Source organism: Nocardioides iriomotensis (genome assembly GCF_004168035.1).
In the GTDB taxonomy this organism is placed as follows: Bacteria; Actinomycetota; Actinomycetes; order Propionibacteriales; family Nocardioidaceae; genus Nocardioides_B; species Nocardioides_B iriomotensis.
In genome coordinates, this window is sequence record NZ_SDPU01000034.1 from 165,870 (window position 1) to 191,219 (window position 25,350).

At 72.3% G+C, this 25,350-nt stretch carries 29 protein-coding genes; 14 read left to right on the forward strand and 15 right to left on the reverse strand.

What is annotated here, in order from left to right:
* Positions 1-15: 15 nt before the first annotated feature.
* A complete protein-coding gene (locus tag ETU37_RS23895) occupies positions 16-1,431 on the reverse strand; it encodes a sensor domain-containing diguanylate cyclase (protein ID WP_129988964.1) in 1,416 nt (471 codons plus the stop codon).
* Positions 1,432-1,568: 137 nt separating this feature from the next.
* Here ETU37_RS23895 and ETU37_RS19225 point away from each other — a divergent pair, with 137 nt between their 5' ends.
* Complete coding sequence (locus ETU37_RS19225) at positions 1,569-2,084, forward strand: SigE family RNA polymerase sigma factor (RefSeq protein WP_129988965.1); 516 nt, start codon at positions 1,569-1,571, stop codon at positions 2,082-2,084.
* Positions 2,081-3,295 carry a hypothetical protein gene (locus ETU37_RS19230; protein ID WP_129988966.1) on the forward strand — a complete coding sequence of 405 codons (1,215 nt, stop codon included), beginning with the start codon at positions 2,081-2,083 and terminating at the stop codon, positions 3,293-3,295. The genes ETU37_RS19225 and ETU37_RS19230 overlap by 4 nt, the downstream gene beginning before the upstream one ends.
* Here the strand turns inward: ETU37_RS19230 and ETU37_RS19235 are convergent.
* On the reverse strand, positions 3,292-3,849 hold the full coding sequence (locus tag ETU37_RS19235; protein ID WP_206054044.1) for a hypothetical protein: 558 nt from the start codon (positions 3,847-3,849) through the stop codon (positions 3,292-3,294). The two genes, ETU37_RS19230 and ETU37_RS19235, sit on opposite strands and share 4 nt — an antisense overlap.
* A 29-nt stretch (positions 3,850-3,878) precedes the next feature.
* On the opposite strand from ETU37_RS19235, the gene ETU37_RS19240 reads away from it, so the two are divergent.
* The 3 genes from ETU37_RS19240 to ETU37_RS19250 all read left to right on the forward strand — a co-directional run bounded on the left by ETU37_RS19240 (position 3,879) and on the right by ETU37_RS19250 (position 7,021).
* A complete protein-coding gene (locus tag ETU37_RS19240; RefSeq protein WP_129988967.1) occupies positions 3,879-5,069 on the forward strand; it encodes a YibE/F family protein in 1,191 nt (396 codons plus the stop codon).
* 250 nt (positions 5,070-5,319) lie between these two features.
* On the forward strand, positions 5,320-6,771 hold the full coding sequence (locus ETU37_RS19245; RefSeq protein WP_129988968.1) for an MFS transporter: 1,452 nt from the start codon (positions 5,320-5,322) through the stop codon (positions 6,769-6,771).
* A 13-nt stretch (positions 6,772-6,784) separates the two neighbouring features.
* A complete protein-coding gene (locus tag ETU37_RS19250) occupies positions 6,785-7,021 on the forward strand; it encodes a hypothetical protein (protein ID WP_129988969.1) in 237 nt (78 codons plus the stop codon).
* Positions 7,022-7,026: 5 nt separating this feature from the next.
* Here ETU37_RS19250 and ETU37_RS19255 read toward each other — a convergent pair whose 3' ends face one another.
* From ETU37_RS19255 to ETU37_RS19275, 5 genes are all read right to left on the reverse strand, one after another.
* Positions 7,027-7,692 carry an HAD family hydrolase gene (locus ETU37_RS19255; RefSeq protein WP_129988970.1) on the reverse strand — a complete coding sequence of 222 codons (666 nt, stop codon included), beginning with the start codon at positions 7,690-7,692 and terminating at the stop codon, positions 7,027-7,029.
* A gap of 68 nt (positions 7,693-7,760) precedes the next feature.
* Positions 7,761-8,495: a glutamine amidotransferase gene (locus tag ETU37_RS19260; RefSeq protein ID WP_129988971.1), complete on the reverse strand. Its 735-nt coding sequence runs from the start codon at positions 8,493-8,495 to the stop codon at positions 7,761-7,763.
* 26 nt (positions 8,496-8,521) lie between these two features.
* Positions 8,522-9,664: a glycosyltransferase family 4 protein gene (locus ETU37_RS19265; protein ID WP_129988972.1), complete on the reverse strand. Its 1,143-nt coding sequence runs from the start codon at positions 9,662-9,664 to the stop codon at positions 8,522-8,524.
* An 85-nt stretch (positions 9,665-9,749) separates the two neighbouring features.
* On the reverse strand, positions 9,750-10,526 hold the full coding sequence (locus ETU37_RS19270; protein WP_129988973.1) for a GAF and ANTAR domain-containing protein: 777 nt from the start codon (positions 10,524-10,526) through the stop codon (positions 9,750-9,752).
* Positions 10,527-10,600: 74 nt separating this feature from the next.
* Positions 10,601-11,362: a sigma-70 family RNA polymerase sigma factor gene (locus ETU37_RS19275; RefSeq protein WP_129988974.1), complete on the reverse strand. Its 762-nt coding sequence runs from the start codon at positions 11,360-11,362 to the stop codon at positions 10,601-10,603.
* 233 nt (positions 11,363-11,595) lie between these two features.
* Between ETU37_RS19275 and ETU37_RS19280 the strand changes: the two genes are divergently transcribed.
* Positions 11,596-11,841: a hypothetical protein gene (locus ETU37_RS19280; protein WP_206054045.1), complete on the forward strand. Its 246-nt coding sequence runs from the start codon at positions 11,596-11,598 to the stop codon at positions 11,839-11,841.
* Positions 11,842-11,845: 4 nt separating this feature from the next.
* Here the strand turns inward: ETU37_RS19280 and ETU37_RS19285 are convergent, their stop codons facing one another.
* Positions 11,846-12,196: a hypothetical protein gene (locus ETU37_RS19285; protein ID WP_129988976.1), complete on the reverse strand. Its 351-nt coding sequence runs from the start codon at positions 12,194-12,196 to the stop codon at positions 11,846-11,848.
* A gap of 17 nt (positions 12,197-12,213) precedes the next feature.
* Here ETU37_RS19285 and ETU37_RS19290 point away from each other — a divergent pair, with 17 nt between their 5' ends.
* A complete protein-coding gene (locus ETU37_RS19290) occupies positions 12,214-13,221 on the forward strand; it encodes a sulfotransferase family 2 domain-containing protein (RefSeq protein WP_129988977.1) in 1,008 nt (335 codons plus the stop codon).
* Positions 13,222-13,238: 17 nt separating this feature from the next.
* On the opposite strand, the gene ETU37_RS19295 is transcribed toward ETU37_RS19290, so the two are convergent.
* Positions 13,239-13,637 (reverse strand): FAD synthase family protein, encoded by a 399-nt coding sequence (locus tag ETU37_RS19295; RefSeq protein WP_129988978.1) that lies wholly within the window; start codon positions 13,635-13,637, stop codon positions 13,239-13,241.
* 205 nt (positions 13,638-13,842) lie between these two features.
* Here ETU37_RS19295 and ETU37_RS19300 point away from each other — a divergent pair, with 205 nt between their 5' ends.
* The 5 genes from ETU37_RS19300 to ETU37_RS19320 all read left to right on the forward strand — a co-directional run bounded on the left by ETU37_RS19300 (position 13,843) and on the right by ETU37_RS19320 (position 19,148).
* Positions 13,843-14,886 (forward strand): extracellular solute-binding protein, encoded by a 1,044-nt coding sequence (locus ETU37_RS19300; RefSeq protein ID WP_129988979.1) that lies wholly within the window; start codon positions 13,843-13,845, stop codon positions 14,884-14,886.
* A gap of 80 nt (positions 14,887-14,966) precedes the next feature.
* Positions 14,967-16,565 carry an ABC transporter permease gene (locus ETU37_RS19305; RefSeq protein ID WP_129988980.1) on the forward strand — a complete coding sequence of 533 codons (1,599 nt, stop codon included), beginning with the start codon at positions 14,967-14,969 and terminating at the stop codon, positions 16,563-16,565.
* Positions 16,555-17,631, forward strand: coding sequence for an ABC transporter ATP-binding protein (locus ETU37_RS19310; protein ID WP_129988981.1), 1,077 nt, complete (start codon positions 16,555-16,557; stop codon positions 17,629-17,631). The genes ETU37_RS19305 and ETU37_RS19310 overlap by 11 nt, the downstream gene beginning before the upstream one ends.
* A gap of 37 nt (positions 17,632-17,668) precedes the next feature.
* Positions 17,669-18,925, forward strand: coding sequence for a DUF445 domain-containing protein (locus tag ETU37_RS19315; protein ID WP_129988982.1), 1,257 nt, complete (start codon positions 17,669-17,671; stop codon positions 18,923-18,925).
* A gap of 10 nt (positions 18,926-18,935) precedes the next feature.
* Entirely contained in the window at positions 18,936-19,148 is a 213-nt protein-coding gene (locus ETU37_RS19320) for an RNA-binding S4 domain-containing protein (protein WP_129988983.1), read from the forward strand.
* Positions 19,149-19,158: 10 nt separating this feature from the next.
* Here ETU37_RS19320 and ETU37_RS19325 read toward each other — a convergent pair whose 3' ends face one another.
* Both ETU37_RS19325 and ETU37_RS19330 read right to left on the reverse strand, forming a co-directional pair.
* Entirely contained in the window at positions 19,159-19,530 is a 372-nt protein-coding gene (locus ETU37_RS19325) for an FKBP-type peptidyl-prolyl cis-trans isomerase (protein ID WP_129988984.1), read from the reverse strand.
* 167 nt (positions 19,531-19,697) lie between these two features.
* A complete protein-coding gene (locus tag ETU37_RS19330; RefSeq protein WP_129988985.1) occupies positions 19,698-20,129 on the reverse strand; it encodes a CBS domain-containing protein in 432 nt (143 codons plus the stop codon).
* A gap of 113 nt (positions 20,130-20,242) precedes the next feature.
* On the opposite strand from ETU37_RS19330, the gene ETU37_RS19335 reads away from it, so the two are divergent.
* Positions 20,243-21,007 carry a hypothetical protein gene (locus tag ETU37_RS19335; RefSeq protein WP_129988986.1) on the forward strand — a complete coding sequence of 255 codons (765 nt, stop codon included), beginning with the start codon at positions 20,243-20,245 and terminating at the stop codon, positions 21,005-21,007.
* Here the strand turns inward: ETU37_RS19335 and hisN are convergent.
* On the reverse strand, positions 20,943-21,848 hold the full coding sequence (gene hisN / locus ETU37_RS19340; RefSeq protein ID WP_129988987.1) for a histidinol-phosphatase: 906 nt from the start codon (positions 21,846-21,848) through the stop codon (positions 20,943-20,945). The two genes, ETU37_RS19335 and hisN, sit on opposite strands and share 65 nt — an antisense overlap.
* Before the next feature lie 120 nt (positions 21,849-21,968).
* Here hisN and ETU37_RS19345 point away from each other — a divergent pair, with 120 nt between their 5' ends.
* Positions 21,969-22,439 (forward strand): DUF2231 domain-containing protein, encoded by a 471-nt coding sequence (locus ETU37_RS19345; RefSeq protein WP_129988988.1) that lies wholly within the window; start codon positions 21,969-21,971, stop codon positions 22,437-22,439.
* An 11-nt stretch (positions 22,440-22,450) separates the two neighbouring features.
* Here the strand turns inward: ETU37_RS19345 and rsgA are convergent, their stop codons facing one another.
* Genes rsgA through ETU37_RS19360 form a run of 3 tightly spaced genes read right to left on the reverse strand, consistent with a single transcriptional unit; the run spans position 22,451 to position 25,318 of the window.
* Positions 22,451-23,464 carry a ribosome small subunit-dependent GTPase A gene (gene rsgA, locus ETU37_RS19350; protein WP_206054049.1) on the reverse strand — a complete coding sequence of 338 codons (1,014 nt, stop codon included), beginning with the start codon at positions 23,462-23,464 and terminating at the stop codon, positions 22,451-22,453.
* Complete coding sequence (aroA, locus tag ETU37_RS19355; protein WP_129988989.1) at positions 23,464-24,738, reverse strand: 3-phosphoshikimate 1-carboxyvinyltransferase; 1,275 nt, start codon at positions 24,736-24,738, stop codon at positions 23,464-23,466. The genes rsgA and aroA overlap by 1 nt, the downstream gene beginning before the upstream one ends.
* Positions 24,739-24,781: 43 nt before the next feature.
* A complete protein-coding gene (locus ETU37_RS19360) occupies positions 24,782-25,318 on the reverse strand; it encodes a DoxX family protein (protein WP_129988990.1) in 537 nt (178 codons plus the stop codon).
* Positions 25,319-25,350: the final 32 nt, after the last annotated feature.

Here is a 25,350-nt window from a genome sequence, read left to right on the forward strand (position 1 = left end):
GGTGGCGCGGGAGGTTCAGGCCGGGTCGGCGAGGGTGACGGAGTTGCGGCGGCCGGAGACCTTCGCGGCGTACGCCGCCTCACTCGCGCGCGCGAGCGCGGAGGCGAGGTCGCCCTCGCCGCTCCACGCGACGCCGATGGTCACGCTGACGACCGGTACGTCGTCGGCGCCACCATGCTCGATCGCGAGATCGGCCACCCCGCGACGGAACCGCTCGCCGGCGGCTGCCGCGTCCTCGCCGACGGTGCCCGGGAGCACCACCACGAACTCCTCGCCGCCCTTGCGGAACACGACGTCGCTTCCGCGGCAGCTCGTGACCAGGGCGTCGCCGACCTCGCGCAGGGTCTCGTCTCCCCGCTGGTCGGTGTGGAGATGGTTGAAGAGGCCGAAGCGGTCGAGGTCGACGAAGAGCAGTCCGGCCGGCCCCAGCTCATGGCCGGCCGCGACGTACTCGTCCATGGCCCGCCGGTTGGGCAGCCCCGTCAGCGCGTCCGTGCGTGCCTCGACGTGCAGGCGGTCGCGTTCCGCCTTGAGCGCCGCCACGTCGCGGAGCTCCTCGGCGGACTTCCGGTTGACCGACTCGAGGCCCGGCTCGTAGAGCACGACGCAGTCGCGCCCGCTGAACTTGGCGGCGTACATGGCGACGTCGGCCTCCCGCAGCGACGTGGACGGGTCGGTCACGCGACTCACCCCGATCGAGGCGGTGATCGGGCGCTCGAACCCCGGGTACGGCGCGGCGATGTCCTCGCGCAGCCGCTCGGCCACCTTGCGTGCGACGTCGGGCGCGAGGCCGGGAAGCAGGACCGCGAACTCGTCACCACCGAGCCGCGCGAACGTCGCGTCGTCGGGAACGACCCGCTCGACCCGCCGCGCCACCTGCGTGAGCAGCGCGTCGCCGACGGCGTGCCCGAACGTGTCGTTGACCAGCTTGAAGCCGTCGAGGTCGACCATCACCAGGGCGCCGGCGGGACCGTCCACCGCGCAGACGCGCTGGAGGCGCTCGTGGAACAGCGCGCGGTTCGGCAACCCGGTCAGCGCGTCGTACAGCGCGTGCCGCTCCAGCTCGGCCTCTCGCCGACGGGCGTCCGTGCCGTCCACGAGGCCGAGCACGAGGACCCGTGCCGCGGGATCGCCCAGCAGGTTCCGGCCGTGCACGTGCAGGAAGCGCCCGGAGTCGTCGCCGCCCACCGTCTCGCCCGTGAAGAACATGATCGCGCCGGGCGGCGCCGCGGACACGCTCTCGAGATAGCTCGCCGCGCGGCGGCGATCCGCGGGGTGGAACAGCCGGACGATCCGGCGACCGATGCGCGCCCCCGGTCCGAGCAGGTGTCGGGCGCGCTGGTTGAGCGCCCGGATGCTTCCCTTCCGGTCGGTCGCCACCACGGCGATCGGATTCAGGTCGAGCAAGGTCGTTGAAAAATCATCCCCCATGCCGAGACCATCGGCACTTCGCGGTGCCGAATTGAGGCCGAAGGCAGGATCCGCGCTGATCGACGCGCCGGCCCGCCCTGCCAACCTTCCACCGACCTCCTGCGTTCAGGATGTGACGACGAAGGGGGTACGACGACGTGGCGGACGACGACCGCGAGACGTTCACGCGCTGGGCGACCGAGCGACAGCAGGCGCTGCTGCGGCTCGCCGTGCTCGTCTCGCGCGACCACCACCGCGCCCAGGACCTGGTCCAGGAGGCGCTCACGCAGGTGGCGCTGCGGTGGCGCGCGCTGCAGGACGGCTACCCCGACGCGTATGCGCGACAGGTGATCGTGCGCGGCAACATCTCGTGGTGGCGACGGCACCGGCGCGAGGTCGTCACGGACCCCGCCGAGCACCTCGAGCACGGTCGCACCACGCACGACCAGGAGCGCAGCGACCGCAGGCTCGCCCTCGACCGCGCCCTGGTGAGCCTGACCGACAAGCAGCGCGCGGTGCTCGTGCTGCGCTTCTACGAGGACCTGTCCGAGCGCGAGACCGCCGAGACCCTCGGCGTCGGCGTCGGCACGGTCAAGAGCCAGACCCACCACGCACTGACCCGCCTCCGCGAGAGCTCGGCCCACCTCGCCCTGATGCTGGAGGACCTCCGATGACGCACGACGACCTGCGCGAGCTGCTGCGCGACCACGTCGAGGACGTGACGGGGCCCGACCTCGCTGACGTCGCCTGGAAGCGTGCCCGGGGGATCCGGCGCCGCCGCGCCGCCACCACCGTCGCCGCCGTCGCCGTCGTGGCCGTGCTGCTCGGCACCGCGCTGGGGCGTCCCGGCGACGAACGCGCCACCGAGCCGGTGGCTCCGTCGCCCGCTCCGAGCCCGACGGTCACCCGGGAATCGACGCCGGCGCCGCCGTACGACAGCTCGAGGGGATCGCAGCCGGACGGTGAGGAGGACGGCTGGTCGGTCTTCCGGGGTCCGACCGCCGAGCAGGAGACCGCGCTACCCCTGGTCGAGTCGCCTCTTCCGACCGAGATCGACCTGGGCGCACCGGCCGCACCGCTCGAGGACGACCCGGTCGAGGCCGCACTCGCCGCCTACGCGATCACCCGCGAGGACGGCTCGATCGAGCTGCTGCTGCTCGCCGACGACGGCTCGCTCCGCTCCGTCGACGTCAGCGACGTGCAGCCGCTGTCGGACGGTGGCCTGGACGTGTCGATCGCCCGGGAGACCTTGCTGTCGCCGACCGGCCGCTTCCTGGCGATCCCGCAGGAGGGCAGCGTCCTGGTGCTCACGCTGGCGACGGGGGACTGGCGCACGATCGACACCGGTACGGCGCCCACCGCCTGGGTGAGCTGGCTCGGCGAGTCCGACCTGTACCTGCCCCCCGCCCGGCTCGGTGGCCAGGGCCCGACGTACAGCGCGCTCGACGGGACCCGCAACGGCAGCAACGGCTTCGTCGTCCCGACCGGGCCCTTCGACCCGGCCACCGGTGTGCCGATCGGCCGCTCCCGGCAGGGTCCGCTGGGGACCGCCCAGACCTGGGCCTCGGTCGCCGTCCCGGGTCCGGACACCCCGCCGGTCCCCTCGCGGGTGGTGGTCGTCGACGGCTTCACCCGTGCCGACGACGCTCTCCTCGTGCTGGGGGAGACGAACACGTCGGAGCGCCCGGACAGCTGCTGCTCGGTGGCGTTCTGGCTGGACGGCGAGCGCATCGTCTACGAGTCGCAGACCGACCCTCGACGGCTCGTCGCCTGGCGGGTCCGCACGCACGAGCTCGGGACCGTCGCGACGATCACCGGCATCGTGCCCGGCCAGCGGGTGGTGTCGAGCTACGTCCGGGTCTGGGACCGGTCGCCGGGCTCCTAGCGGTCCACGCCCTCGTCGAGCCGTTCCGCGAGCCCCGCCGCGAGGCCGAGGATCGTCAGCGCGTCGAACGCGCCGCCGACGGTCTCCGCGACCCGCACGTGACGCACCGGACCCAGCCGGAGCCGCAGGTGCACCCGCGTGCTCCGCCCCCCGTCGTACGGCGAGAGGTGGAGGGTCCAGGAGACGCTCGTGCCACCGCGGCGGGACGTGTGCACGAGGTGCGACGCCGGCACGAGCTCGGCGACCTCGAACGTCGCGTCCCGGCCGCCGTAGTCGGGGATCACGTCGCCGACCGCCAGCCCCTGCCAGCGCGGGTCCACGTGCCGCAGGGCGCGCCGGCCGCGCGGGACCAGCCGCTCGACCGGGCGAGGCAGGTACCAGCCCGCGCGTCGCTTGCCGAGCTGCACCAGCCACGGCCACACGGCGGCGGGTGGGTGCGCGAGGTCGAAGCCCCGGTCCATCACGACCGTGGCCGGGTCGACCAGCTGGTCGCCGGGGCGGGACGCGGACACCTCTTCGGCGGTCGCCGCCACGCGACGGAACGGGTCGATCACGCGTCCATCGTGCCTGGTTGGATGCCCGCATGGGAGCCGGTCACGCGCACGCACACCGTCGGACCTCACGCAGCGGCACCGACGACGTCGAGGTCGGACTCGTCGCCCGCGTCGTGCTGCTCGGCACTCTCGCGCTCTGCGCCCTCGGCACGGTCGCAGGACTCGTGCACTACTGGCCCGACGGGGGAGCGGTCGAGCGGACGCTCGGGTCGGTGGAGTACGCCGCCGAGGGCGTGACGTTCCCGCACGCCGAGGTGCTCGCGGTCCGCGGCGACGGTCTCGTGGTGGCCCGTGTGCTCGAGGGCGAGGCGGAGGGCGACCGCGTCCGGGTCCAGGTGCCGCGCGACATCAGCGAGTCTGGCCTGAGGGGCGGCGACGTTGTGGAGCTCCAGCGCAACCCGACCGTCGAGGGCGTCGAGCAGAGCTTCGCACTGTTCGGTGTCGACCGGTCCCGCACGCTGTGGCTGCTGCTCGGCGCCTTCGTGCTCTCGGTCGTCCTCGTCGCCCGGCTGCGCGGCGTGCTCGCCCTCGTCGGGCTGCTGGTGGGTGGCTACGTGCTCACCCAGTTCATGCTCCCGGCTCTGCTGCTCGGCGCGTCCGGCCTCGGCATCGCCATGATCGGGTCGGCCGCGATCATGTTCGTCACGCTCTATCTCGCGCACGGTCCGTCGCTGCGCACCAGCGCCGCCCTGGCCGGGACGCTGGGGGGCATCGCGATCACGGCGGTGATCGGCGTGGCCGCGATCCGGTCCGCCCGGCTCAGCGGCGTCGACGACGACGCGGGCGCGATCCTGGCGTCGTACGTCGACGGCGTCAGCTTCACGGGGTTGCTCACCTGCGCGCTGATCGTCGCCGGCCTGGGCGTGCTCAACGACGTCACCATCACCCAGTCGTCGGCAGTGTGGGAGCTGCGCGCCGCCGCGCCCGCGATGTCGCGACGCGCGCTGTTCCGCAGCGCCATGCGGATCGGTCGCGACCACATCGCCTCGACGATCTACACGATCGTGTTCGCCTACGCCGGGACGGCGTTGTCCGTGCTCCTGCTGCTGTACCTGTACCAACGCCCGGCGGCGTCGACGCTCACCGCCCAGCCGATCGCCACCGAGGTGGTGACGACGCTGGCGACCGCCATCGGGTTGGTGCTCGCCGTGCCGATCACGACCGCCATCGCCGCGGCCACGGTCGGTCCCGCGCGAGCCCGCGAAGGCGCCCAGGCATAGCGAATCGCGTGGCTGGGTAGTGGTTCCTTCGGAATCGCTTCGCTGACGGGGAGACACCAGGGCCCGGGGTTCTCCGTCCTCGAGGCGGCCGCGCGGCGAACGCACAGGGCGCCGCGCCGTACACGCCCGGCTGCTCGCCGGCGTGCCACTGTCGCCGGCCCGCGACGCCGGTCGACCTGTCCCGAAGGAGGCCACGACCGTGGCTGAAGGTGTGGAAACAGGAAGGATCACCACCGACATACCGGCGCGCATGGACCGGTTGCCGTGGGCCCGATGGCACTGGCTCGTGGTCATCGGTCTCGGCACGGTGTGGATCCTCGACGGTCTCGAGGTCACGATCGTGGGCTCGATGTCGGAGGCGTTGAAGCCGGAGGGCACCGGCCTGGGCCTGAACAACTTCGACATCGGCCTGGCCGGCGCCGTCTACGTCGCCGGCGCCTGTCTGGGTGCCCTGTTCTTCGGACAGCTCACCGACCGCTTCGGCCGGAAGAAGCTGTTCCTGCTCACGCTCGCCGTCTACACCCTGGCGACCGTGCTGACGGCGTTCGCCCCCACGGCGCTGTGGTACTTCATCGCGCGCTTCCTCACCGGTGCCGGCATCGGTGGTGAGTACGCCGCGATCAACAGCGCGATCGACGAGCTGATCCCGGCGAAGTACCGCGGTCGCGTCGACGTCGCGATCAACGGCTCCTTCTGGGTCGGCGCCGCTGCCGGCTCGCTGCTCACCATCCCGCTGCTCAACCCGACGCTCGTCGACCCGGCCTGGGGCTGGCGCCTCGCGTTCGGCCTGGGCGCGGTCCTCGCGGTCGGCATCCTGCTGGTCCGTCGCAACGTCCCCGAGAGCCCGCGCTGGCTGTTCATCCACGGCCGCGAGGAGGAGGGCGAGGCGATCGTCCGTGACATCGAGGAGACCGTCGCCCGCGAGAGCGGCAAACAGCTCCCGTCCGTCTCCGAGAGCATCACGATCCGGCAGCGCAAGTCGATCGGCATCGGGCTGATCGCCCGGACCGTGTTCACGCTCTACCCGAAGCGCACGATCCTGTGCTTCTCGCTGTTCGTGGGCCAGGCGTTCCTCTACAACGCCTTCTTCTTCACCTACGGCGACACCCTCACGACATTCCTCGACGTCAAGCAGACCGGCTGGTACCTCGCGATCTTCGCGGCCAGCAACTTCCTCGGCGCGCTGCTGCTGAGCCCGCTGTTCGACAGCCTCGGCCGGGTGAAGATGATCGCCGGCACCTACATCCTGTCCGGCACGCTGCTGGCCGTCGCCGGCTTCATGCTCGGTGGCCTGACCGCCACGACGCTGACGATGTTCGGCGCGGTGATCTTCTTCTTCGCGTCGGCCGGCGCCAGCGCGGCGTACCTCACGGCCAGCGAGATCTTCCCGATGGAGACGCGGGCGCTGTGCATCGCGTTCTTCTACGCCATCGGTACGGCGGCCGGCGGTATCGCCGGGCCCCTGCTGTTCGGCAAGCTCATCGAGGACGCGTCGGCGTCGAAGGACATCACCGGCATCGCGATCGGCTACTTCATCGGCGCCGTGCTGATGGTCGCCGGTGGCCTCGTCGAGGCGTTCCTCGGCGTCAAGGCCGAGGGGCAGTCCCTGGAGAGCATCGCCCAGCCGCTCACCGCCGAGGACCCCGCCGGCTCGACGTCCGGCACCGGCCCGAACCCGACGACCGCCACCCAGACGGCCTGAGAGGAGAACCGCCATGCCCATGCCGCCACCCAAGTCGTCCACGGAGAGCCCGCGGGACCGCCAGGTGAACCACGAGATCACGCAGATCGTGCGTGCGCTGAACGCCCGGGGCGCACAGCGCGCCGAGGACCTCCGCGCGCTGGTCGGTGCGGACTACTGGGACGCGCACCGGTTCGACCGCGCGCTCGCGCTCAGCGTGAGCGACGGCCTGGTCGTCCGCGACGCCGAGGGGATGCTGCAGACCGTGTAGCCCGGCTAGCGACCGAGGGTCAGACCCTGCCGGCCGGCTTCGTCGATCACCTCGACGAGGTCGGCCGGTCCGTCGTGGACGGCCATGCAGCCGGCGTCGCGCAGCTCGGCCGCGCTGAACCCGCCGCAGCGCAGACCGATCGCGGGGATGCCGGCGGAGACCGCCGACCGCACGTCCCACACGGAGTCGCCCACGAGGACGGCGTCGCGCGACCCGGCGCGGTCGAGTGCGGCCTCGACCAGGTCGGGAGCCGGCTTGCTCGCCGCGACGTCGGAGCTGGTCACGACGGGGGTGTCGAGGTCGTTGGCGCCGACCAGCTCGACCGCGAGCGCCGTGTGCTCGGCGGAGCCCGAGCTGGCGAGCACGACACCGAGTCCGAGCTTGGTCAGCGCTCCGAGAAGGTCGTCGGCGCCCGGGAGCGCGCGGACCGTCGGGAACAGCTCCTCGTAGAACTCCGCGTGCAGCCGGCGCACCTCGTCGCCGAGGGCGGTCTCGACGCGCTCGCCGGCCACCTCGGTGACGAGCCGGTCGCCGCCCATGCCGATCGAGCGGTGGATCCGCCAGGAGGGGACGTCGGTGCCGATGGCGTGGAACGCCCGGCACCACGCCTGCACGTGGGTGTAGACGGAGTCGACGAGAGTCCCGTCGACGTCCAGCACGACGGTGTCCACGGAACCCCTCCTCGTGGTGGCGGTCGGTCACCGGCGCCGTACCCGGGCGCCCTGGTGCCAAACGCCCGTCAGTCCCGGGCGTACAGCTCGACGAAGCGCTGCAGCAGCTTCGGCGGCTCGACGACGACGCCGGTGCGGGCGGTGGCCAGCAGGGCGTCCATCTGCTCGGGCTCGAAGTACCCGGCGTAGCGGTAGGCCTCGATCCGCAGGGACAGCCCGAGCACGTCGAGCTCGGGGTGGAACTGCGTGGCGTAGACGTTGCGGCCGATCCGGAAGGCCTGCACGGGGCACTCCCGCGAGGACGCCAGGTGCACGGCGTGCGACGGCAGCGAGCGCACCGCCTCCTTGTGGCCGACGAACGCCTGGAACGTCGGCGGTACGGCGGCGAAGAGCGGGTCGTCGCGGCCGGCGTCGGTGAGGCTGATCTCGATCGGCCCGATCGGCTCGCCGTACTCCCGGTCGATGACGGCGCCCTGGTGGGTGCCGATCGTGCCGATGCCGTAGCAGGCGCCCAGCATCGGGAAGTCCTTCGCGACCACGTCGTCGAGCAGGGCCGCGAGCTCGGCCTCGACGCGCACCTGCGTCCGCGACTTGCCCTCGTCCGGGTCGCTGGCGTTGAACGGGCCGCCGCCGATCAGCAGGCCCGACCAGTCGGCGAGGTCGAGCTCCTCCAGCGGCGTGGCCTCGAGCCGGTGCCGGCGCAGCAGGCCCTCGTCGAGACCGGTGAAGCCGAGGAACGCCTCGTACTCGTTGTCGGCGACGGCGTCCTCCTCGCGGGTGGCGAGCAGCAGGAAGGGCTTCACGTCCGCAGGATAGGCGGACGGGCCGATCAGGCGGCACGTTGCGCGGGCCGGTGGGCACCCAGCACCGCGGGGTAGTGCCGGGTGACGAGCTCGTCGACGACGCGCTCCCAGGTCCGGCCCTGCACCTCCCGGTGCCCGGCCGCGCCGAGCCGGGCGCGCAGGTCGGGGTCGCCGCCGAGCACGGCGACCGCGCGGCGCAGCGAGCGCGGGTCCTCCGGGTCGAAGAGCAGGCCGGTCACGCCGTGCCGGACCAGGTCGAGCGGGCCGCCGGCTGCGGGCGCGACCACGGGGACCCCGCTGGCCTGCGCCTCCTGCACGGTCTGGCAGAACGTCTCGTGCGGACCGGTGTGCACGAACACGTCGAGCGAGGCGAACGCGCCGGCGAGGTCGCGGCCGGACAGCATGCCGGTGAACTTCGCCTCCGGCAGGGCTCGTTCGAGCCGCGCGCGCTCGGGGCCGTCACCGACCACGACGAGCCGGACGCCGGGCACCCGGGCGACCTCCTCGAGACGGTGCACCTCCTTCTCGGCGGCCAGGCGACCGACGTACCCGACGACGACGCGGGGGTCGCCGCTGCTGCGACGTGACCAGGCGGCGTGCAGGTCGTCGTTGCGGTGCGCGGGGTCGAACAGCGACAGGTCGACGCCACGCCGCCACAGGTGCACGTCGTCCACGCCGAGGCGCCTCAACCGGGTGGCCGAGGCCGTCGACGGGACCAGGTTGCGGTCGGCGCGTCGGTGCAGGTGACCGACCCAGCGGTCGAGCAGGCCGTCGCCGGGGACGCCGTACTGCCGGGCGAACCCGGCGACGTCGGTCTGGTAGACCGCCACCGTCGGGATCCCGAGACGGCGGGCGGCGCGCAGCCCGACGTACCCGAGCGCGAACGGCGAGGCCAGGTGGACCACGTCCGGCTCGAAGTCGGCCAGTGCCTTGCCGACCGCCCCGTCGGGCAGGCCGACGGAGAAGGTGCGGTAGCCGGGCAGCCCGAACGACCGCACCCGGACGACCTTCGCCCCGCGGTAGCTCGCCAGGCCGGGGGCGGGGGCGACGACGAGGACCTCGTGGCCGCCGGCGAGCAGCCGGTCGGCGCAGTGACGCACCGTGTTGGTGACGCCGTTGACAGCAGGGAGGAACGACTCCGAGACGATCGCGACCTTCAGCCGGTTCATGGCACGAAGGTCGCGAGACCACGTGAACGGACGGTGGCGTCGAGGTTCAGGTCGGCCGACGGTCGGCCGACGGCTCAGTGTGAGGTCATGCCTCCCCGGCGCCGTCCTGGCTGCTGTCGGCGCTGTCGGGGTCCGCGAGCTGGCTGTAGTCGTCGGGCAGCGTGCGCTGCTCGACGACCCGGTGCGCGACCTCGCGGAGCTTGACGTTGGCGTGGCTGGAGTAGCGGCGGAGCACCTCGAAGGCCGTCTCCAGCCCCATGTCGTACTGCGCCATCAGGATGCCCTGGGCCACGCCGATCAGGTGCCGGCTCTGCAACGCGGTCTGCAGACCCGACACGAGCTGGGTGTTGCTGATCGCAGTCGCGGCGTGCGACGCGAACACCAGGGCGAGGTCGCGGTTGTCGGCGTCCCAGGCGTGCGGCTTGCGGGAGTAGAGGTTCAGGGCACCGAGGGCCTCGACGTCGTTGGCCATCCGCACGCTGAGGATCGACCCGGCGCCGACGTCCGCGGCTCGGGGCGCCCAGCGCGGCCAGCGCTCGTCGTTGACCAGGTCGTCGATGACGTAGGACTCGTCGCCCGCGATCGCGGACAGGCACGGGCCCTCGTCGAGCTCGTACTGCCAGTCGTCGCACAGCCGGGCGGCCTCGTCGGTGAGGGCGACCGTCTCCGGGCGGCCCTTCCGCCGGCGCAGCGTGATGCCGACGAAGTCGCAGGCCGGGATCACCTCGACCGCGCGGTCGGCGATGCGCTGGAAGGTCAGCGTCTCGTCGGCGCGGGCGAGCAGGTCGCGGCTCACCAGGGCGAAGTACGCCGCCAGCTGGGCCTGGTTGTCCACCAACCCCTCCGTTTCGTTCTCGAGCATGTCGCACCACCCACGATCAGAGTCCCCGCGCGCCCGAATCTACCCAGAGGCGGCGGTGGTGTCCCGCTTGCGCATCACGACAGCTCGTCGCGCAGCTCGGCGATGATCCTGGTCAGCAGCCTCGAGACATGCATCTGCGTGACACCGATCTCACGGGCGATCTCCTCCTGCGTCCAGCCGCTGAAGAAGCGCAGGTGCAGGATCTTGCGATCCCGCTCGCTGAGGCGGCGTACGGCGGGCCCGAGCATCACCCGGGCGTCGACCGCGTCGTGGCCGTCGGCGTCCTCCGCGGCGTCCGGCAGCAGGTCCCCGAGCGAGGGGGCGTCCGGGACGCCGCTGACGGGACGGTCCAGCGACGACGGGCTGAAGCAGCCGTCGGCGCCGAGTGCCTCCTCGATCTCGCCCACCGGCTCGCCGAGCCGGGCCGCGATCTCCGAGGGCCGGGGAGAGCGCCCGAGCTCCTGGGTCAGGTCGGCCGCGGCGGCGAGGATCCGGCTCTGCAGCTCCTGCACCCGACGGGGCGGACGCACCACCCAGCCGTGGTCGCGGAAGTGCTTGCGGACCTCGCCCCGGATCGTCGGCACGGCGTAGGCCAGGAAGTCGGCCTGCTTGGCCGAGTCGTAGCCGCGGGCCGCCTTCACCAGGCCCAACCGGGCGACCTGCTCGAGGTCCTCGGCGGCGATGCCGCGGTTGCGGTAGCGCCGGGCGATCCCGTGGGCGACCCCCAGGTGGGCCATCACGAGGTCGGAGGCGGCCGAGCTCAGCTCGGCGGGGACGGTGTGGGCCGACTCGGGAAGGGGCTCGGCCACCTGCGTGCTCACGGACTTTCCGGTCATGCCGGATCACCACGGCTCTCGCTAAGGTCCAGCACCGGCGCACGGGCGGACTCTGCTCTCGCCGGGCTTTTTCAGCGAGCAACGGCCGTCCCGGGAGTCCCGGTGGGGCCACTGGTCACAGTACTCCCGCTTGCCGCGACGGGAACCCCTGCGGTGGGAATCCCGGCGCGCGGGTCTGGGTACGGTGTTCGGGACCCCCGATGCGCCGCACACGCCCGAGGAGCCCCATGACGATGAGCAGCCCGACCGACCCCGACGCGCCCTTCGCGCCCGCTGGGCTCGACCGTCACCTGCTGCGTGAGGTGGGTCAGGTGGTCCGGGCGCTCGAGGCCAACGGACGCTGCACCGAGGAGGAGCTCGCCGTGCTCGTCGGCGCGCCGTACTGGGAGCGCAACCGGTACCACCGCGTGCTGGAGTTCATGAAGTCCGACGGCCTCCTGAGCCAGGACGACGCGGGCGTCATCAGCCTCCAGCGCTGAGCCGTTACCGGAGGAAGATCCACCACGCGCCGACCAGGCTCGGCACCAAGCCGATCAGCAGCCACGGGCTGACCGGGCGCTTCTCGTGGATGAGCAGCGCGGCCACCATGGCGATCACGCCGAACGCCGCGCCGATGAGCAGCAGGCCGACCTTCTCGTCGAGCCCGTCGGAGAACGCCGCCGCCACGACCAGCCCGACGGCGAGGTGCATGATCGTCGTCGCGGCGAGGGTGGACAACACCCACCTCTGCACGCCACTGAGGCTCATCGGCTCGCGGTTCTGCGGACGCGGGGCGCCGGGCTGCATCAGGTGCTTGCGCACGGGCGGGCGGTCGCCCGAGGGTGTGACGGTCACATGGCAGACTAACCGCCATGCTTCCCCTGGCCGACCTGACGTACGAGGCCGACTCCCTGCGGATCCTCGGCACGACCCGTCGGGCCTACGTCATCCCCGAGCTGAAGCTGCTCTACATCTCCCTGGCCAAGAACGCCTGCACGAGCATCAAGTGGCTGATGGCCGAGCTCGCCGGGGAGGACCTCGACAGCCTGGTGCCGTCGGCGGGCTTCTACCCGAACCGCGAGGCCGGGATCCACGACCGCTACGCGTGGAAGCGCACCCCGCGGCTGCACGAGCTGCCCGAGGGGGTGCGCCCGACCATCAGCGGCGAGAACGGCTGGATGATCTTCACCGTGCTGCGCGACCCACGCTCGCGGCTGTTCTCGGCGTGGGAGAACAAGTACCTGCTGCGCAACCCGGCCTACTGGCGCAAGGTCGACCGGCCCTGGGCGCCGCGGATCCCGACCGAGCCGCAGCACGTCATCGACGACTTCGCGAAGTTCGTCTTCGACGTCTACGACAACCCCGACCACGAGGTGTTCCAGAGCGACGCGCACTTCCGCGCGCAGACGTTCCTGCTGCAGGAGTACGCCGTTCCCTACACGCACCTCTACGACATCTCCGAGCTGAAGCAGATGGTCGCGGACCTCACCGACCACGTCCGGGGGCACGGCTGGACCGGCGAGGTCTCGCTCGGCAACTCCAACGACACCCCGCTGCCGGCCAACCGCGACGTGTTCGCCGGCGGCGTCCGCGAGGCGATCGAGAAGCTGTACGCCGACGACTTCTCGCGCTTCCCCGACGCCTGGGACTTCTCGCGCGTCGAGGCCCGCGACCTGCAGTGGACCAAGGAGTCCTTCGCCCACGTGCGCTCGATCGTCGAGGCCAACCAGCGGATCGCGGACCTCGCGCGCACCGCCCGTCGGCTCAACCAGCGCAACGCCACCCTGCAGGCGCGGGTCAACGAGCTGCGGGCCGCCGGCGCGACCTCGGGCGCCGCCGCGTCCCTCCCGTCGCGCGTGCTGCGCAAGATCCGCGGCTGACCCCGCGCGACCTCGGGTCAGGCGAGGTCGGAGATCTTCTCGATGAGCTCGGTCGTCGAGATCGACGGCGTGCGCGGGAGGTAGTGCACCTCGCAGATGTCCTTGAACTCGTCGAACCGGCCGGCCCAGTCGTCGCCCATGACGAGGATGTCGGCCTGGTGCTCGATGATGTAGTCGCGCTTCTGTTCCAGCGACTCCTCGACGAACACCGCGTCGACCACCTTCAGGGCGGCCACGATCTCGAGCCGCTCGGCCTGCGAGAAGACCGGCGACCGGCCCTTCTTGCGCTCGTTCAGCGCGTCGGCCGAGACGCCGACCACGAGCCGGTCCCCGAGGGCGGCCGCGCGCTCGATGACGCGCAGGTGGCCCACGTGGAACACGTCGAAGGTGCCGAAGGTGATGACGGTCTTGCTCATGGCGCAGCATCCTCCCACGCGTCCCCGCCCGCGCCGAATCGGCGGTCACACCAGCTGTAACGCGGGGTTATGGACGCTCAACACCTGGAATTCCGCGTGGGATGCGTCCAGATGACGTGGGGAGTGCCACGTCGGACCGTGTGGCGACCCGCCACTGGTGTTGGTTAGGCTCACCTAAGTTCGAATGGTCCGTCCCAGGAGAGTCATGCCCCGGTCCCCCCGCGTCCGCCGCCCCGCGCTGCTGCTGGCGTCGACGCTCGCCCTGTCCGCCACCGTGTCCGGCTGCGGCTTCCTCGGCATCGGTGGCGACGAGCCCGGTGACATCCAGGTCTACTCCGCGCGGCACTACGACCTCGAGGACGCGTTCGTCGAGTTCGAGGAGGAGACCGGCCTCAAGGTCGACTTCATCTTCGGCGACGACGCGGAGCTGCTCGAGCGGCTCAAGTCCGAGGGCGACGAGAGCCCGGCCGACATGTTCGTCACGGTCGACGCCGGAAACCTCTGGAACGCCGAGGAGCAGGGCGTCCTGCAGCCGGTCGACTCGCAGGTCCTGAAGGACTCGATCCCGGCGGAGTACCGCGACCCCGGCAACGAGTGGTTCGGCCTCGCGCTGCGTGCCCGCACCATCGCCTACAACCCGGACAACGTCGACCCCGCCGACTTCGACACCGAGGACACGTACGCCGGACTGACCGACCCGAAGTGGAAGGGCCGGCTCTGCATGCGTGACTCGACCGAGGCCTACACGCAGTCGCTGGTGGCCAGCCTCATCGACCTGCACGGCCGCGAGCGCACCAAGGAGATCGTGCAGGGCTGGCTGGACAACGACGTCGACATCATGAGCAACGACATCGAGCTGCTCGAGGCCGTCGACGCGGGCACCTGCGACGTCGCGATCGTCAACCACTACTACTACGCGCGCGAGCTCGACGAGAAGCCGGACCTGAACGTCAAGCTGTTCTGGGCCAGCCAGGACGGCGCCGGCACGCACGTCAACATCTCCGGCGCGGGCATCACGGAGTCGTCCGACGCGCCCAAGAAGGCGCAGCGGCTGCTCGAGTGGCTCGCCTCCGACGGCCAGAAGGCGTTCGTGGGCGGCAACCACGAGTACCCCGTGAACCCCGACGTCGCCCCCGACGACGTGATCGCGGGCTTCGGCGACTTCACGCCGATGCCCGTCGACGCCAAGGCCTACGGGTCGCTCAATCCCGAGGCCACCGAGCTGCTCGCCGAAGTCGGATACGAGTGACAGTCACGGCGGCCCCGGTCCCGGGGCCGCGCACGCGTGCCCGTCGGGGAGCCGGGTCCGGCCGTCCGGCGTGGTCGTTCGTGACGTTCCTGGTCGCGCTGGTCGTGGCGAGCCCGGTGATCGCCGTGGTGGTCGACGGGGTGCTCAACGGTCGCGAGGCGACGATGCCGCGCGGGCTCGGCGGGATGGTCGTCACCACGCTGCTGCTGATGACCGGCGTCGGGCTCGGCACGCTGGTGGTCGGCGGCGGCCTCGCCTGGCTGGTGACCGCCTACCGCTTCCCGGGGCGCGACGTCCTGGTGTGGCTGCTGGTGCTGCCGCTGGCGATGCCGGCGTACATCCTGGGCTTCGTCTTCCTCTCCACCTTCGACGCGGCGGGTCCCGTCCAGTCGCTGCTGCGTGACGTGCTCGGCGACGCGGTCGCGTTCTCCGTCCGCTCGCTGCCGGGCGCGATCGTCGTGATGTCGCTGTCGCTCTTTCCGTACGTGTACCTGATGGCGCGCGCCGCGCTCGTCGAGCAGTCGCCGACGACGTACGACGCGGCACGCAGCCTCGGCGCCGGTCGCCGACGGGCGTTCTGGCGGGTGGTCGTCCCGCTCGCGCGGCCGTCGCTCGCGGCCGGCCTGGCGATCGTGATGATGGAGGTGCTCACCGACTTCGCGACGGTGCAGTACTTCGGCGTGAAGACCGTCTCGGTCGGCGTCTACCTGGTCTGGAAGGGCTCGTACGACTTCCACGCCGCCACCCAGATCTCGGCGCTGGTGCTCGTGTTCGCCGTCGCCGTGCTGGCGGGGGAGCGGCTGATGCGCGGCCGGGCCCGCTTCACCCAGCGCGGCGGCCGCGGCGCCGGGCTGCCCGCCGAACGGCTCACCGGCGCGCACGGCTGGGCCGCGACGCTGGCCTGCCTGCTCGCCCTCGCCGCCGGCTTCGTCGTTCCGGTGATCCGGCTGGTCGGCTGGGCGGTCGCCGAGGCGCGGGCGGACCCGGAGGCGTTCGTCGACGAGCGGTTCGGCGAGTACCTCGCCAACTCTCTCGCCGTCGCCGCGATCGCCGCGACCGGCTGCGTGCTGCTCTCGCTGGTGATGAGCCACGCGGTCCGCATCGGCGGTGGTCGGGTGGTCGGCTCCGCCGCGTCCGTGACCACGTTCGGGTACGCCGTCCCCGGCGCCGTCGTCGGTATCGGCGTGCTGCTCGTCTTCGCGTGGGCGGACCGGGCGCTCGAGGCGCTCGGCGTGCCCAACGGGACCGGCCTGCTGGTCACCGGCTCGGTCCTCGGCATCCTCTACGCCTACCTCGTCCGGTTCCTCGCCCCGGCGTACCAGGCGGTCGACGCCAGCTTCGCCAAGATCGCCCCGTCGATGACGCTGTCGGCGATGAGCCTCGGCGCGGGACCGCTCGGCGTCCTAAGCCGGGTGCACCTGCCGCTCGTCCGGCCCGGCGTCGCGGTCGCCCTCGTGCTGGTCACGATCGACGCGATCAAGGAGCTGCCGATCGTGCTGCTGCTCCGCCCGTTCGGGTTCACTACGGTTGCGGTGTGGGTCTACCAGCTCGCCGCCGAGAACTTCTGGCAGAAGGCGGCTCTCCCGGCGCTCGTGATCGTCGCGGCCGCGACCGTGCCCGTCTACGTGCTGTTCCGGCAGATCCGCGCCACCGACCGCAGGGACGCGCGTGAGCGCTGACACGCCGGCGCTCCGGCTCGACAAGGTCACCAAGAGGTACGGCGCCACGACGGCCGCCCGCGACCTCGTGCTCGACGTCGCGCCGGGCGAGCTGCTGACGCTGATCGGGCCGTCCGGCTGCGGCAAGTCCACGACGCTGCGGCTGGTCGCCGGCCTCGACCGGCCCGACGAGGGCTGTGTCTCGATCGCCGGCGAGACCGTCGCCGACGGGCGCCGGTGGCAGCCGCCGGAGAAGCGGCGCGTCGGGCTGGTGTTCCAGGAGCACGCGCTGTTCCCGCACCTGACGGTCGCGCGCAACGTCGCGTTCGGGATCGACCGGCTGCCGCGCGGCGAGCAGCGCGCCCGCGTCGGGGAGATGCTCGACCTGGTCCGGCTCGGCCACCTCGCCAAGCGCTACCCGCACGAGCTGTCCGGCGGCGAGCAGCAGCGCGTCGCCCTCGCCCGGGCGCTGGCGCCGCGGCCGGCGGTGGTGCTTCTCGACGAGCCGTTCAGCAGCCTCGACGAGACGCTGCGCGCGCAGGTCCGCGCCGAGACCGTGGGTGCGCTGCGCGAGACCGGCACGACCGCCCTGTTCGTCACCCACGACCAGACCGAGGCGCTGTCCACCGGCGACCGCGTCGTCGTGATGCGCGACGGCGTCATCGAGCAGGCCGACACCCCGCAGGCGGTGTTCGAGTCGCCGGCCACCCGGTTCGTGGCGTCGTTCATGGGCGACGCGGACTTCCTGCCCGCCCACGTGCACGACGCCCTGCTGACCTCCGAGATCGGCGTGGTGTCCACGGTGCCGGGGTGGGGCAACGTCGACGTGGACGTCGAGGTGGTGCTCCGCCCGCACGAGGTGGCGCTGGCGCCCGACCCGGACGCGAGGGCCGAGGTCGTCGCCGTCGAGTACCACGGCGCGTTCGTCCTGCACACCGTCCGCCTCGCGTCGGGCAGCACGCTGCGGTCGTGGCAGACCCACGCCGTGCGCTACCCGGCCGGCACGCGGGTCGCGGTGTCCGTCGTACCCGGGATCCGGCCCACCCTCCTCGTCGGCGACCACGCGGTCAGCGAGCCTCCGCGGTAACCGGGGGACGGCACCCCGTCCGGTACGTTCGACGCTGATGTCCGTCCCGATGATCACCGCCAACCCCGAGCTCGACGAGGAGCGCCGCAGGGGCCTGCGCCGGATGCGGTCCGTCGCCGTGGGGCTGCTGCTGTTCGCCGCCGTGGTGTACGTCGTCACGCTCGACCTCGACGGCTTCTGGGGCTACGTGAACGCCGGCGCCGAGGCGTCCATGGTGGGCGCGATCGCCGACTGGTTCGCGGTCACCGCGCTGTTCAAGCACCCCCTCGGCCTGCCGATCCCGCACACCGCGCTGATCCCGCGGCGCAAGGAGATGCTGGGCCGCAGCCTGGAGGAGTTCGTCGGCGAGAACTTCCTCCAGGAGCGGATCATCCGCGAGCGCCTGGAGGTCGCCGAGCTCAGCCGCCGCGTCGGCGGCTGGCTGGTCGAGGAGGCCAACGCCCGGCGGGTCGTCGACGAGGCTGCCTCGGTCCTGCAGCTGGGGCTGTCGCGGATCAAGGACGAGGACATGGCCTCGCTCGTCGGCGAGGCGATCCTGCCGCGGCTGCGCGAGGAGCCGATCAGCCCCGTCGCCGGCAGCCTGCTCGAGGAGGTGGTCCGCGACGGCGCCCACCACGGCCTGGTGGACCTCGCGCTCGACGAGGCCTACGGCTGGCTCGACCAGAACGAGGACACGTTCACCGACATCGTCGGCGAGCGTGCGCCCTGGTGGTCGCCGCACTCGGTCAACGACCGGGTCAGCCGGCGCATCCACCTCGAGCTGATGGCCTGGATCGCCGACATCCGCAACGACCCGCGGCACCGCGCCCGCCTCGCGCTGGACAGCATGCTCGCCGACCTGGCCCGCGACCTGCTGCACGACGAGGCGACCCAGGCGCGCGCCGAGCAGCTCAAGCTGCGCGTGCTCGACCACCCGCAGATCCTGGTGACGGCGACGTCGCTGTGGAAGGCGTTCCGGTCCGCGCTGCTCGACGCCCTCGCCGAGCGCGAGGGTCCGCTGCGCGTGCGGGCGCGCCAGGAGCTGACCCACTTCGGGCAGCAGCTGCTGGCCGACCCCGACCTGCGCCGCAGGCTCGACGGCCACGCGGCCGACCTGGCGGTGTTCGTGGTCGACCGCTACGGCCGCGAGCTGACCACGGTGATCACCCACACCATCGACCGGTGGGACGGCCGCGAGGCCGCGTCGCGCATCGAGCTGCACGTCGGTCGCGACCTGCAGTTCATCCGGATCAACGGCACGATCGTGGGTGGCCTCGTCGGCGTGCTGATCCACGCCGCGACGCAGTTGGTGTGACAATCGCGCCATGACCGTGCGCATCGTGCCCATCCGCGAGCGGACGATCCGACTGGGCCAGCTGCTCAAGCTGGCCGATCTCGTGGACGCCGGGTCCGATGCCAAGCCGCTGCTCGAGTCGGGACGCGTCTACGTCAACGGCGAGCTCGAGACCCGGCGCGGGCGCCAGCTCGTGCGCGGCGACGTGGTGAGCGTCGGCGGCGAGTCGGTGCGGCTGGCCTGAGGGCCGGCGCTCAGCGCACCTCGACCAGGTCGACGACGAAGATCAGCGTCTCGCCCGGCTTGATGACGCCGCCGGCGCCGCGGTCGCCGTACCCGAGGTGCGGCGGGATCACCAGCTGACGCCGGCCGCCGACCTTCATGCCCTGCACGCCCTGGTCCCAGCCGGAGATGACCTGGCCGACGCCGAGCCGGAACGCCAGCGGCTCACCGCGGTTGTAGGAGGCGTCGAACTCCTCACCGGTGGAGTGCGCGACACCCACGTAGTGCACCAGCACCTGCTTGCCGGCCACCGCCTCGTCGCCGTCGCCCTCGTGGACGTCGGTCACGACCAGGTCGTTCGGGGCGTCGGGTCCGGGGAACTCGATCTCGGGCTTGTCGGCCATGCGGCTCACGTCTCCTTCGGTCGGCTGGGGACCGGCCCAGCCTACGGGCGCCCGGTCAGCGCACGTCAGGGTGCTGCCGGACCAGCCGCCCGGCCGCGCGCACCAGGTACACGTTCGGCTCGCGAGCTGCCTGCCGGAGACGTCCCCCTAGCCGCCCACCCGCGGTGTCAGGCTCCGTGGACGTAGTGGTCGAGCTGGTCGCGCTCGAACTCCAGCTCGCTCATCCGGTGCTTCACCACGTCGCCGATGCTGACGATGCCGGTCAGGCGGCCGTCGGCGACGACGGGCAGGTGCCGGAAGCGCCGCTCGGTCATCACCTTCATCAGCTCGTGCACGCTGGCGTCACCGGTGCAGGTCTGCACATCGGCGGTCATGATGTCCGACACCGGTAGGTCCACGACGGCCTCGAGCTCGTGCAGCCGACGGACGACGTCGCGCTCGGAGACGATCCCGTCGACGGTGCTGCCGTCGGTGCTCACGACGAGCGCACCGATGTTGTGCTTGGCCAGCAGCGCGATGAGCTCGCGCACCGTGGCGTCCGGCTTGATGGTGACGACGTCCTGGCTCCCCTTGCCGGACAGAACCTCGTGGATGCGCATCGTGCGACCTCCGCTTCCCGATCTCGACGGTGCTTTTACGGTGGCCCCGTGTGCTCCACCACGCTAGTCACATTTCGAACTCGTGGGTAGGAGGCTGCGAGGATGGTCCCGCCATGAAGACAGAACTCGACCGGTTGGGCGCTCCCGCAAGCCTGCTGATGATGGGCTGGCTGAGCGTCGTGCTCGGGCTCGACCGCGCCGGCGGCGACGGCACGCTGTGGCTGCAGCGTGGCCTCGGCGTGCTGACCTGGGTCGTGCTGCTGGTCGCGCTGCGCCGGGTCTCACCGATGGTGCGCGCGCAGACCGCGGTCGTCGTCGCGTTCGCGACGCTCGTGGAGTACACCTTCAGCGCCGGGCTCGAGGTCTACACCTACCGCTTCGACAACGTGCCGGCGTACGTCCCACCGGGGCACGGGCTGGTCTACCTCTCGGCGTTCGCGCTGGGGCACGCCGCGTTCGTGCAGCGACGGCTACGAGCGGCCGAGCTGCTCGTGCTCGTCGTCGGTGGCGGGTGGGCGGCGTACGGGCTGTTCCTGGCCGACCGCCCCGACGCGCTCGGGGCGTTCTGGTTCGTGTGCCTGGCCGGGTTCCTGGCGTGGGGCCCGTCCAAGCAGGTGTACGTCGGCGCGTTCGTCGTCGTGAGCTGGCTGGAGCTGCTAGGCACGCACCTCGGCACCTGGGCGTGGGGCACCCACGACTTCACCGGCTGGGTCACGATCGGCAACCCGCCGTCGGGTGCGGCCGGAGGCTACGGCTGGTTCGACCTGGCCGGCCTGCTGCTCGCGCCGTACATCCTCCGCGCGACCGGACGGCTCACTCGTCCTCGTCCAGCTCCGGGATCGGCTCGTCCTGAGCCGGAGGACGCCGCCGCGCACTGAGGTCGTGCACCGAGCCGCCCCGGTGGCCGGGCTCGGCGGGCTCGTCGTCGCCGGAGACCGACCCGAGGTAGGACAGCGCGGCGTCGTGGAGACGGCCGTTGCTGGCCAGCGCGTTGCCGCCGGTCGGTCCGGGCGTGCCGGCGAGCGACGTGAACTGGCCGCCGGCCTCGCGCACGATCACGTCGAGCGCGGCCATGTCGTAGAGCTCGAGGTCCGGCTCGGCGGCCAGGTCGACGGCGCCCTCGGCGACGAGCATGTAGGACCAGAAGTCGCCGTACGCCCGGGTGCGCCAGGTGCGGCGCGACAGCGCCATGAAGTCGTCGAGCCGGCCAGCCTCCTCCCACCCTCTGAACGAGGAGAAGGAGAGCGATGCGTCCTCCAGTGAGGCGACGTCGGAGACCCGGCACGTCGACGCGTTGAGCAGCGAGCGGCCGGTCCAGGCGCCGCCGTCCTTGGACGCCCACCAGCGGCGGTTGAGCTGCGGCGCGGACACGCAACCGACGACGACCTCGTCGTCGACCATCAGCGCGATGAGGGTGGCCCACACGGGGACGCCGCGGACGAAGTTCTTGGTGCCGTCGATCGGGTCGACCACCCAGCGGCGCTGGCTGTAGCCGGTCGAGCCCTGCTCCTCACCGATCACCGCGTCGCGCGGGCGAGCACGGGAGAGGGTGCGGCGGATGCCCTCCTCGACGGACTTGTCCGCGTCGGTCACCGGCGTCAGGTCGGGCTTGTTCATCACGTGCAGGTCCTGGGCCTTGAACCGGCTCGTGGTCAGCGAGTCGGCGTCGTCCGCCAGGACGTGCGCAAGCCGCAAGTCGTCGGTGTAGTTGGGGGGCATGAGGGTCAGGCTAGGGCACCCGCCGTGCTCGGCCGCTGCGCCGTCGCCGGAACCTGTGAAGACCTGAAGATTCCCGGGTCGGAACGGACTGCCGCGTCTCGCGCTGGCTAGCGTGACCGCATGGAGATCGCCGGCCTGCCCGCGCACCCGCTGATCGTGCACGCCGCGGTCGTGTTCACGCCGTTGGCCGCCCTGCTGGTGATCGTCTTCGCGGTGCTGCCGAGGTACCGGTGGCTGACCCGCTGGCCGACGGCCGCGGCGGTGGTGGCGGCACTGCTCGCGGTGTGGGCGGCGCGCCTCAGCGGGCGGGCGATGCTCGAGGCCAACCCGGCGCTGGCCCAGCTCGTCGTCACGCACCAGGCGCGCGCCAACCTGCTGTCGCTGCTGATCATCGGGTTTGCCGTGCTGGCGCTGCTGGGCACCTGGTTGCTGCCCGGCCCGACGGCGCTCGCGAGCGGCCGGGGCGCAGTGACGTCGCGGACTGCCGTGCTCGACAAGGTGCTGCCGGCCGTGCTCGTCGTCGCGGCGCTGGTCGTGCTGGTGCAGGTCGTGCTCACCGGCGACGCCGGGTCGCGCGCGGTCTGGGGCTGACGCCCCCGCGGTCAGTCGCCCTCGGCGCGCTCGCGGCTGGCGAGCAGCCGCCGGAACGACTCCACGCGCTCGGCCTCCGTGCGGCCGTCCTCGATCGCCTCGTCGAGCCCGCACTCCGGCTCGGTCTCCCCGTGCGTGCAGCCGCGCGGGCAGGCGTCCGTGAGCTCCTCGAGGTCAGGGAACGCCTTGATCAGGTTCGCCGGCTGGACGTGCGCCAGCCCGAACGACCGGATGCCGGGGGTGTCCACGATCCAGCCGGTCGCGCCGTCGTGCTCGGGCAGCTCGAGCATCACCGCGGACGTGGAGGTGTGCCGGCCGCGGCCGGTGACGGCGTTGACCTTGCCGATGGCCCGGTCGGCGCCAGGCACCAGACCGTTCACCAGGGTGGACTTGCCGACCCCGCTGTGGCCGACGAGCACGCTCATCCGGCCGGTCAGCCGGTCGCGCACCTCGGAGAGGTCGCCGTCGCGCTGTGAGACGACGGCGTCGACCCCGAGCGGTCGGTAGGCCGCGAGCAGCCCGGCCGGGTCGGCGAGGTCGGACTTCGTGAGGCAGAGCAGCGGCTCCATGCCGGCGTCGTACGCCGCCACGAGGGCGCGGTCGATCAGCCGGCGGCGCGGCTCGGGGTCGGCGAGCGCGGTGACCACGACGAGCTGGTCGGCGTTGGCGACGATGACGCGTTCGACGGGGTCGTCGTCGTCGGCGGTACGGCGGAGCACGGTGGCGCGCTCCTCGACCTCGACGATGCGCGCCAGGGTGCCCTCGTCGCCGGAGACGTCGCCGACGAGGCGGACCCGGTCACCGACGACGACGCCCTTGCGGCCGAGCGGGCGGGCCTTCATGGCGAGGACCGTGCGGCCGTTGACGAGCGTGGTCAGCCGGCCGCGGTCGACGGTGACGACGACGCCGTCGACGGCGTCGTCGTAGGTGGGCCGGTCCTTGGTGCGCGGCCGGGTGTGGCGGCGGGGTCGGTCGTAGCGCTCGTGGTCGTACTCGGCGTACTGCTCGTAGCCGCCCTTCGGCACTAGAGGAGCCTCGACCAGGCGTCGGCGAAGCCGGGGAAGGTCTTCGCGGTGGTCTCGACGTTCTCGACCTTGACCCCGCGGACGACCAGGCCCAGCACGACAGCGGCGTGCGCCATCCGGTGGTCGGCGTAGGTGTGGAACGTGCCGCCGTCGAGGTGCGCCGGCCGGATGGTCAGGCCGTCGTCGGTCTCGACCACGTGGCCGCCGAGGGAGTTGAGCTCGGTGGCCAGGGCGGCGAGGCGGTCGGTCTCGTGGCCGCGGATGTGGGCGATGCCGCGCAGGTGGCTGGGCGAGGAGGCCAGGGCGCACAGCGCCGCGACCACGGGGGTCAGCTCGCCGACGTCGTGCAGGTCGTAGTCGAGACCGCTGATCGTCCCGGTGCCGCGCACGGTCAGGCCGTCGTCGCCGAGGCTGACGTCGGCGCCCATGAGCGACAGGATCTCGCGGAGCGCGTTGCCGGCCTGCGTGGTGTGGGCCGGCCAGTCGCGCACCGTCACCCGGCCCCCGGTCGCGAGCGCGCTGGCCAGGAACGGGGCGGCGTTGGACAGGTCGGGCTCGACGACGACGTCGGTCGCGCGCACCGGGCCCGGCGCGACCCGCCAGTGGTTCGCATCCGAGTCGTCGACGTCCACGCCACGCTGCCGGAGCTGGTCGACCGTCATCTCGATGTGGGGGAGCGAGGGCACGGGCTTGCCGTCGTGGCGAACGTCGACCCCCTGCTCGTAGCGCGCGCCCGCCAGCAGCAGCGCCGAGATGAACTGGCTGGACGCCGACGCGTCGATCGTGACCTCGCCGCCGCGGACCGAGCCGGTGCCGAGCACCGTGAACGGCAGCGTGCCGCGGTCCTCGTCGTCGATCTCGACGCCGAGGCCGCGCAGGCCGCGGAGCACCTCGTGCATCGGCCGGCTGCGGGCGTGCGGGTCACCGTCGAAGATGACCGGGCCGTCGGCCAGCGCCGCCACCGGCGGGACGAACCGCATCACCGTGCCGGCCAGGCCGCAGTCGATGGTGGTGCGGCCGGTCCAGGCGCCGGGGGAGACCTTCCAGTCGTCGCCGGTCGTGTCGACCTCGGCGCCCAGCGCGGTGAGCGCCGCGGCCATCAGCTCGGTGTCGCGCGAGCGGAGCGCTCGCCGTACCACGCCGGGGCCGTCGGCCACGGCCGCCAGCACCAGGGCGCGGTTGGTCAGCGACTTGGAGCCCGGCAGCGACACCGTGGTGTCGACGGGGCTCGCCGCGTGCGGCGCCGGCCAGAGGGCGTGGTGTGCGTCGTTCATCGCCACGAGGGTATGCCTGCCGGTCCCGCGTGGTCGCCGCGGCTCAGGACGTGACCGACTTGGCGGCCAGCCTGGCCTGCTGCTTCGCCTCGCGGCGCAGGTGCTTGGCCTCGCGCTTGACGTCGGTGACGGCCCGCTTGGCCCGCCACGCGACCCCGGGCTTGCCCTCGGTGTCCACCGCGGCGATGAGGAGGCCGCCGAGCATGGAGACGTTCTTGGTGAAGTGCAGCTTCTGCTGGGTGCGCGTGGTCGGGTCGGACTCCTCCCAGAACCGGTGCCCGGCCGCGGTCGTCGGCACCAGCGAAGCCGCGAGCACCATCGCGCTCAGCCGCGGCGCGCGTCCCGTGGCGAGGGCGAGGCCGGCGCCGATCTGGGCGGCCGCGTTGAGCTGGACCACCTTCTTGGCGTCCCGCGTCACGGGCACGTCGTCGGGCGTCGCCTGGTCGGCGGTGTGAGTGAGCCGGTCGATGACGGGCCTGGCCTTCGCGGCGAGCGCGTCGGCGTTCTTGAGGGCGTTGACACCCCCCAGGACGAACATCGACGCGAGCATCGGACGGGCGACGAGGCGAACCGGAGTCATGGCACCTTCATACCCGATCGGCGGCCGGACAC

Bases quoted from the DNA above. Each gene is read 5' to 3' on its own strand.
- ETU37_RS23895 (WP_129988964.1), bottom strand. From the start codon at position 1,431: ATGGGGGATGATTTTTCAACGACCTTGCTCGACCTGAATCCGATCGCC.
- ETU37_RS19230 (WP_129988966.1), top strand. From the start codon at position 2,081: ATGACGCACGACGACCTGCGCGAGCTGCTGCGCGACCACGTCGAGGAC.
- ETU37_RS19240 (WP_129988967.1), top strand. From the start codon at position 3,879: ATGGGAGCCGGTCACGCGCACGCACACCGTCGGACCTCACGCAGCGGC.
- ETU37_RS19245 (WP_129988968.1), top strand. From the start codon at position 5,320: ATGGACCGGTTGCCGTGGGCCCGATGGCACTGGCTCGTGGTCATCGGT.
- ETU37_RS19250 (WP_129988969.1), top strand. From the start codon at position 6,785: ATGCCCATGCCGCCACCCAAGTCGTCCACGGAGAGCCCGCGGGACCGC.
- ETU37_RS19265 (WP_129988972.1), bottom strand. From the start codon at position 9,664: ATGAACCGGCTGAAGGTCGCGATCGTCTCGGAGTCGTTCCTCCCTGCT.
- ETU37_RS19270 (WP_129988973.1), bottom strand. From the start codon at position 10,526: ATGCTCGAGAACGAAACGGAGGGGTTGGTGGACAACCAGGCCCAGCTG.
- ETU37_RS19275 (WP_129988974.1), bottom strand. From the start codon at position 11,362: ATGACCGGAAAGTCCGTGAGCACGCAGGTGGCCGAGCCCCTTCCCGAG.
- ETU37_RS19280 (WP_206054045.1), top strand. From the start codon at position 11,596: ATGAGCAGCCCGACCGACCCCGACGCGCCCTTCGCGCCCGCTGGGCTC.
- ETU37_RS19290 (WP_129988977.1), top strand. From the start codon at position 12,214: ATGCTTCCCCTGGCCGACCTGACGTACGAGGCCGACTCCCTGCGGATC.
- ETU37_RS19295 (WP_129988978.1), bottom strand. From the start codon at position 13,637: ATGAGCAAGACCGTCATCACCTTCGGCACCTTCGACGTGTTCCACGTG.
- ETU37_RS19300 (WP_129988979.1), top strand. From the start codon at position 13,843: ATGCCCCGGTCCCCCCGCGTCCGCCGCCCCGCGCTGCTGCTGGCGTCG.
- ETU37_RS19315 (WP_129988982.1), top strand. From the start codon at position 17,669: ATGTCCGTCCCGATGATCACCGCCAACCCCGAGCTCGACGAGGAGCGC.
- ETU37_RS19320 (WP_129988983.1), top strand. From the start codon at position 18,936: ATGACCGTGCGCATCGTGCCCATCCGCGAGCGGACGATCCGACTGGGC.
- ETU37_RS19325 (WP_129988984.1), bottom strand. From the start codon at position 19,530: ATGGCCGACAAGCCCGAGATCGAGTTCCCCGGACCCGACGCCCCGAAC.
- ETU37_RS19330 (WP_129988985.1), bottom strand. From the start codon at position 20,129: ATGCGCATCCACGAGGTTCTGTCCGGCAAGGGGAGCCAGGACGTCGTC.
- ETU37_RS19335 (WP_129988986.1), top strand. From the start codon at position 20,243: ATGAAGACAGAACTCGACCGGTTGGGCGCTCCCGCAAGCCTGCTGATG.
- hisN (WP_129988987.1), bottom strand. From the start codon at position 21,848: ATGCCCCCCAACTACACCGACGACTTGCGGCTTGCGCACGTCCTGGCG.
- ETU37_RS19345 (WP_129988988.1), top strand. From the start codon at position 21,969: ATGGAGATCGCCGGCCTGCCCGCGCACCCGCTGATCGTGCACGCCGCG.
- aroA (WP_129988989.1), bottom strand. From the start codon at position 24,738: ATGAACGACGCACACCACGCCCTCTGGCCGGCGCCGCACGCGGCGAGC.
- ETU37_RS19360 (WP_129988990.1), bottom strand. From the start codon at position 25,318: ATGACTCCGGTTCGCCTCGTCGCCCGTCCGATGCTCGCGTCGATGTTC.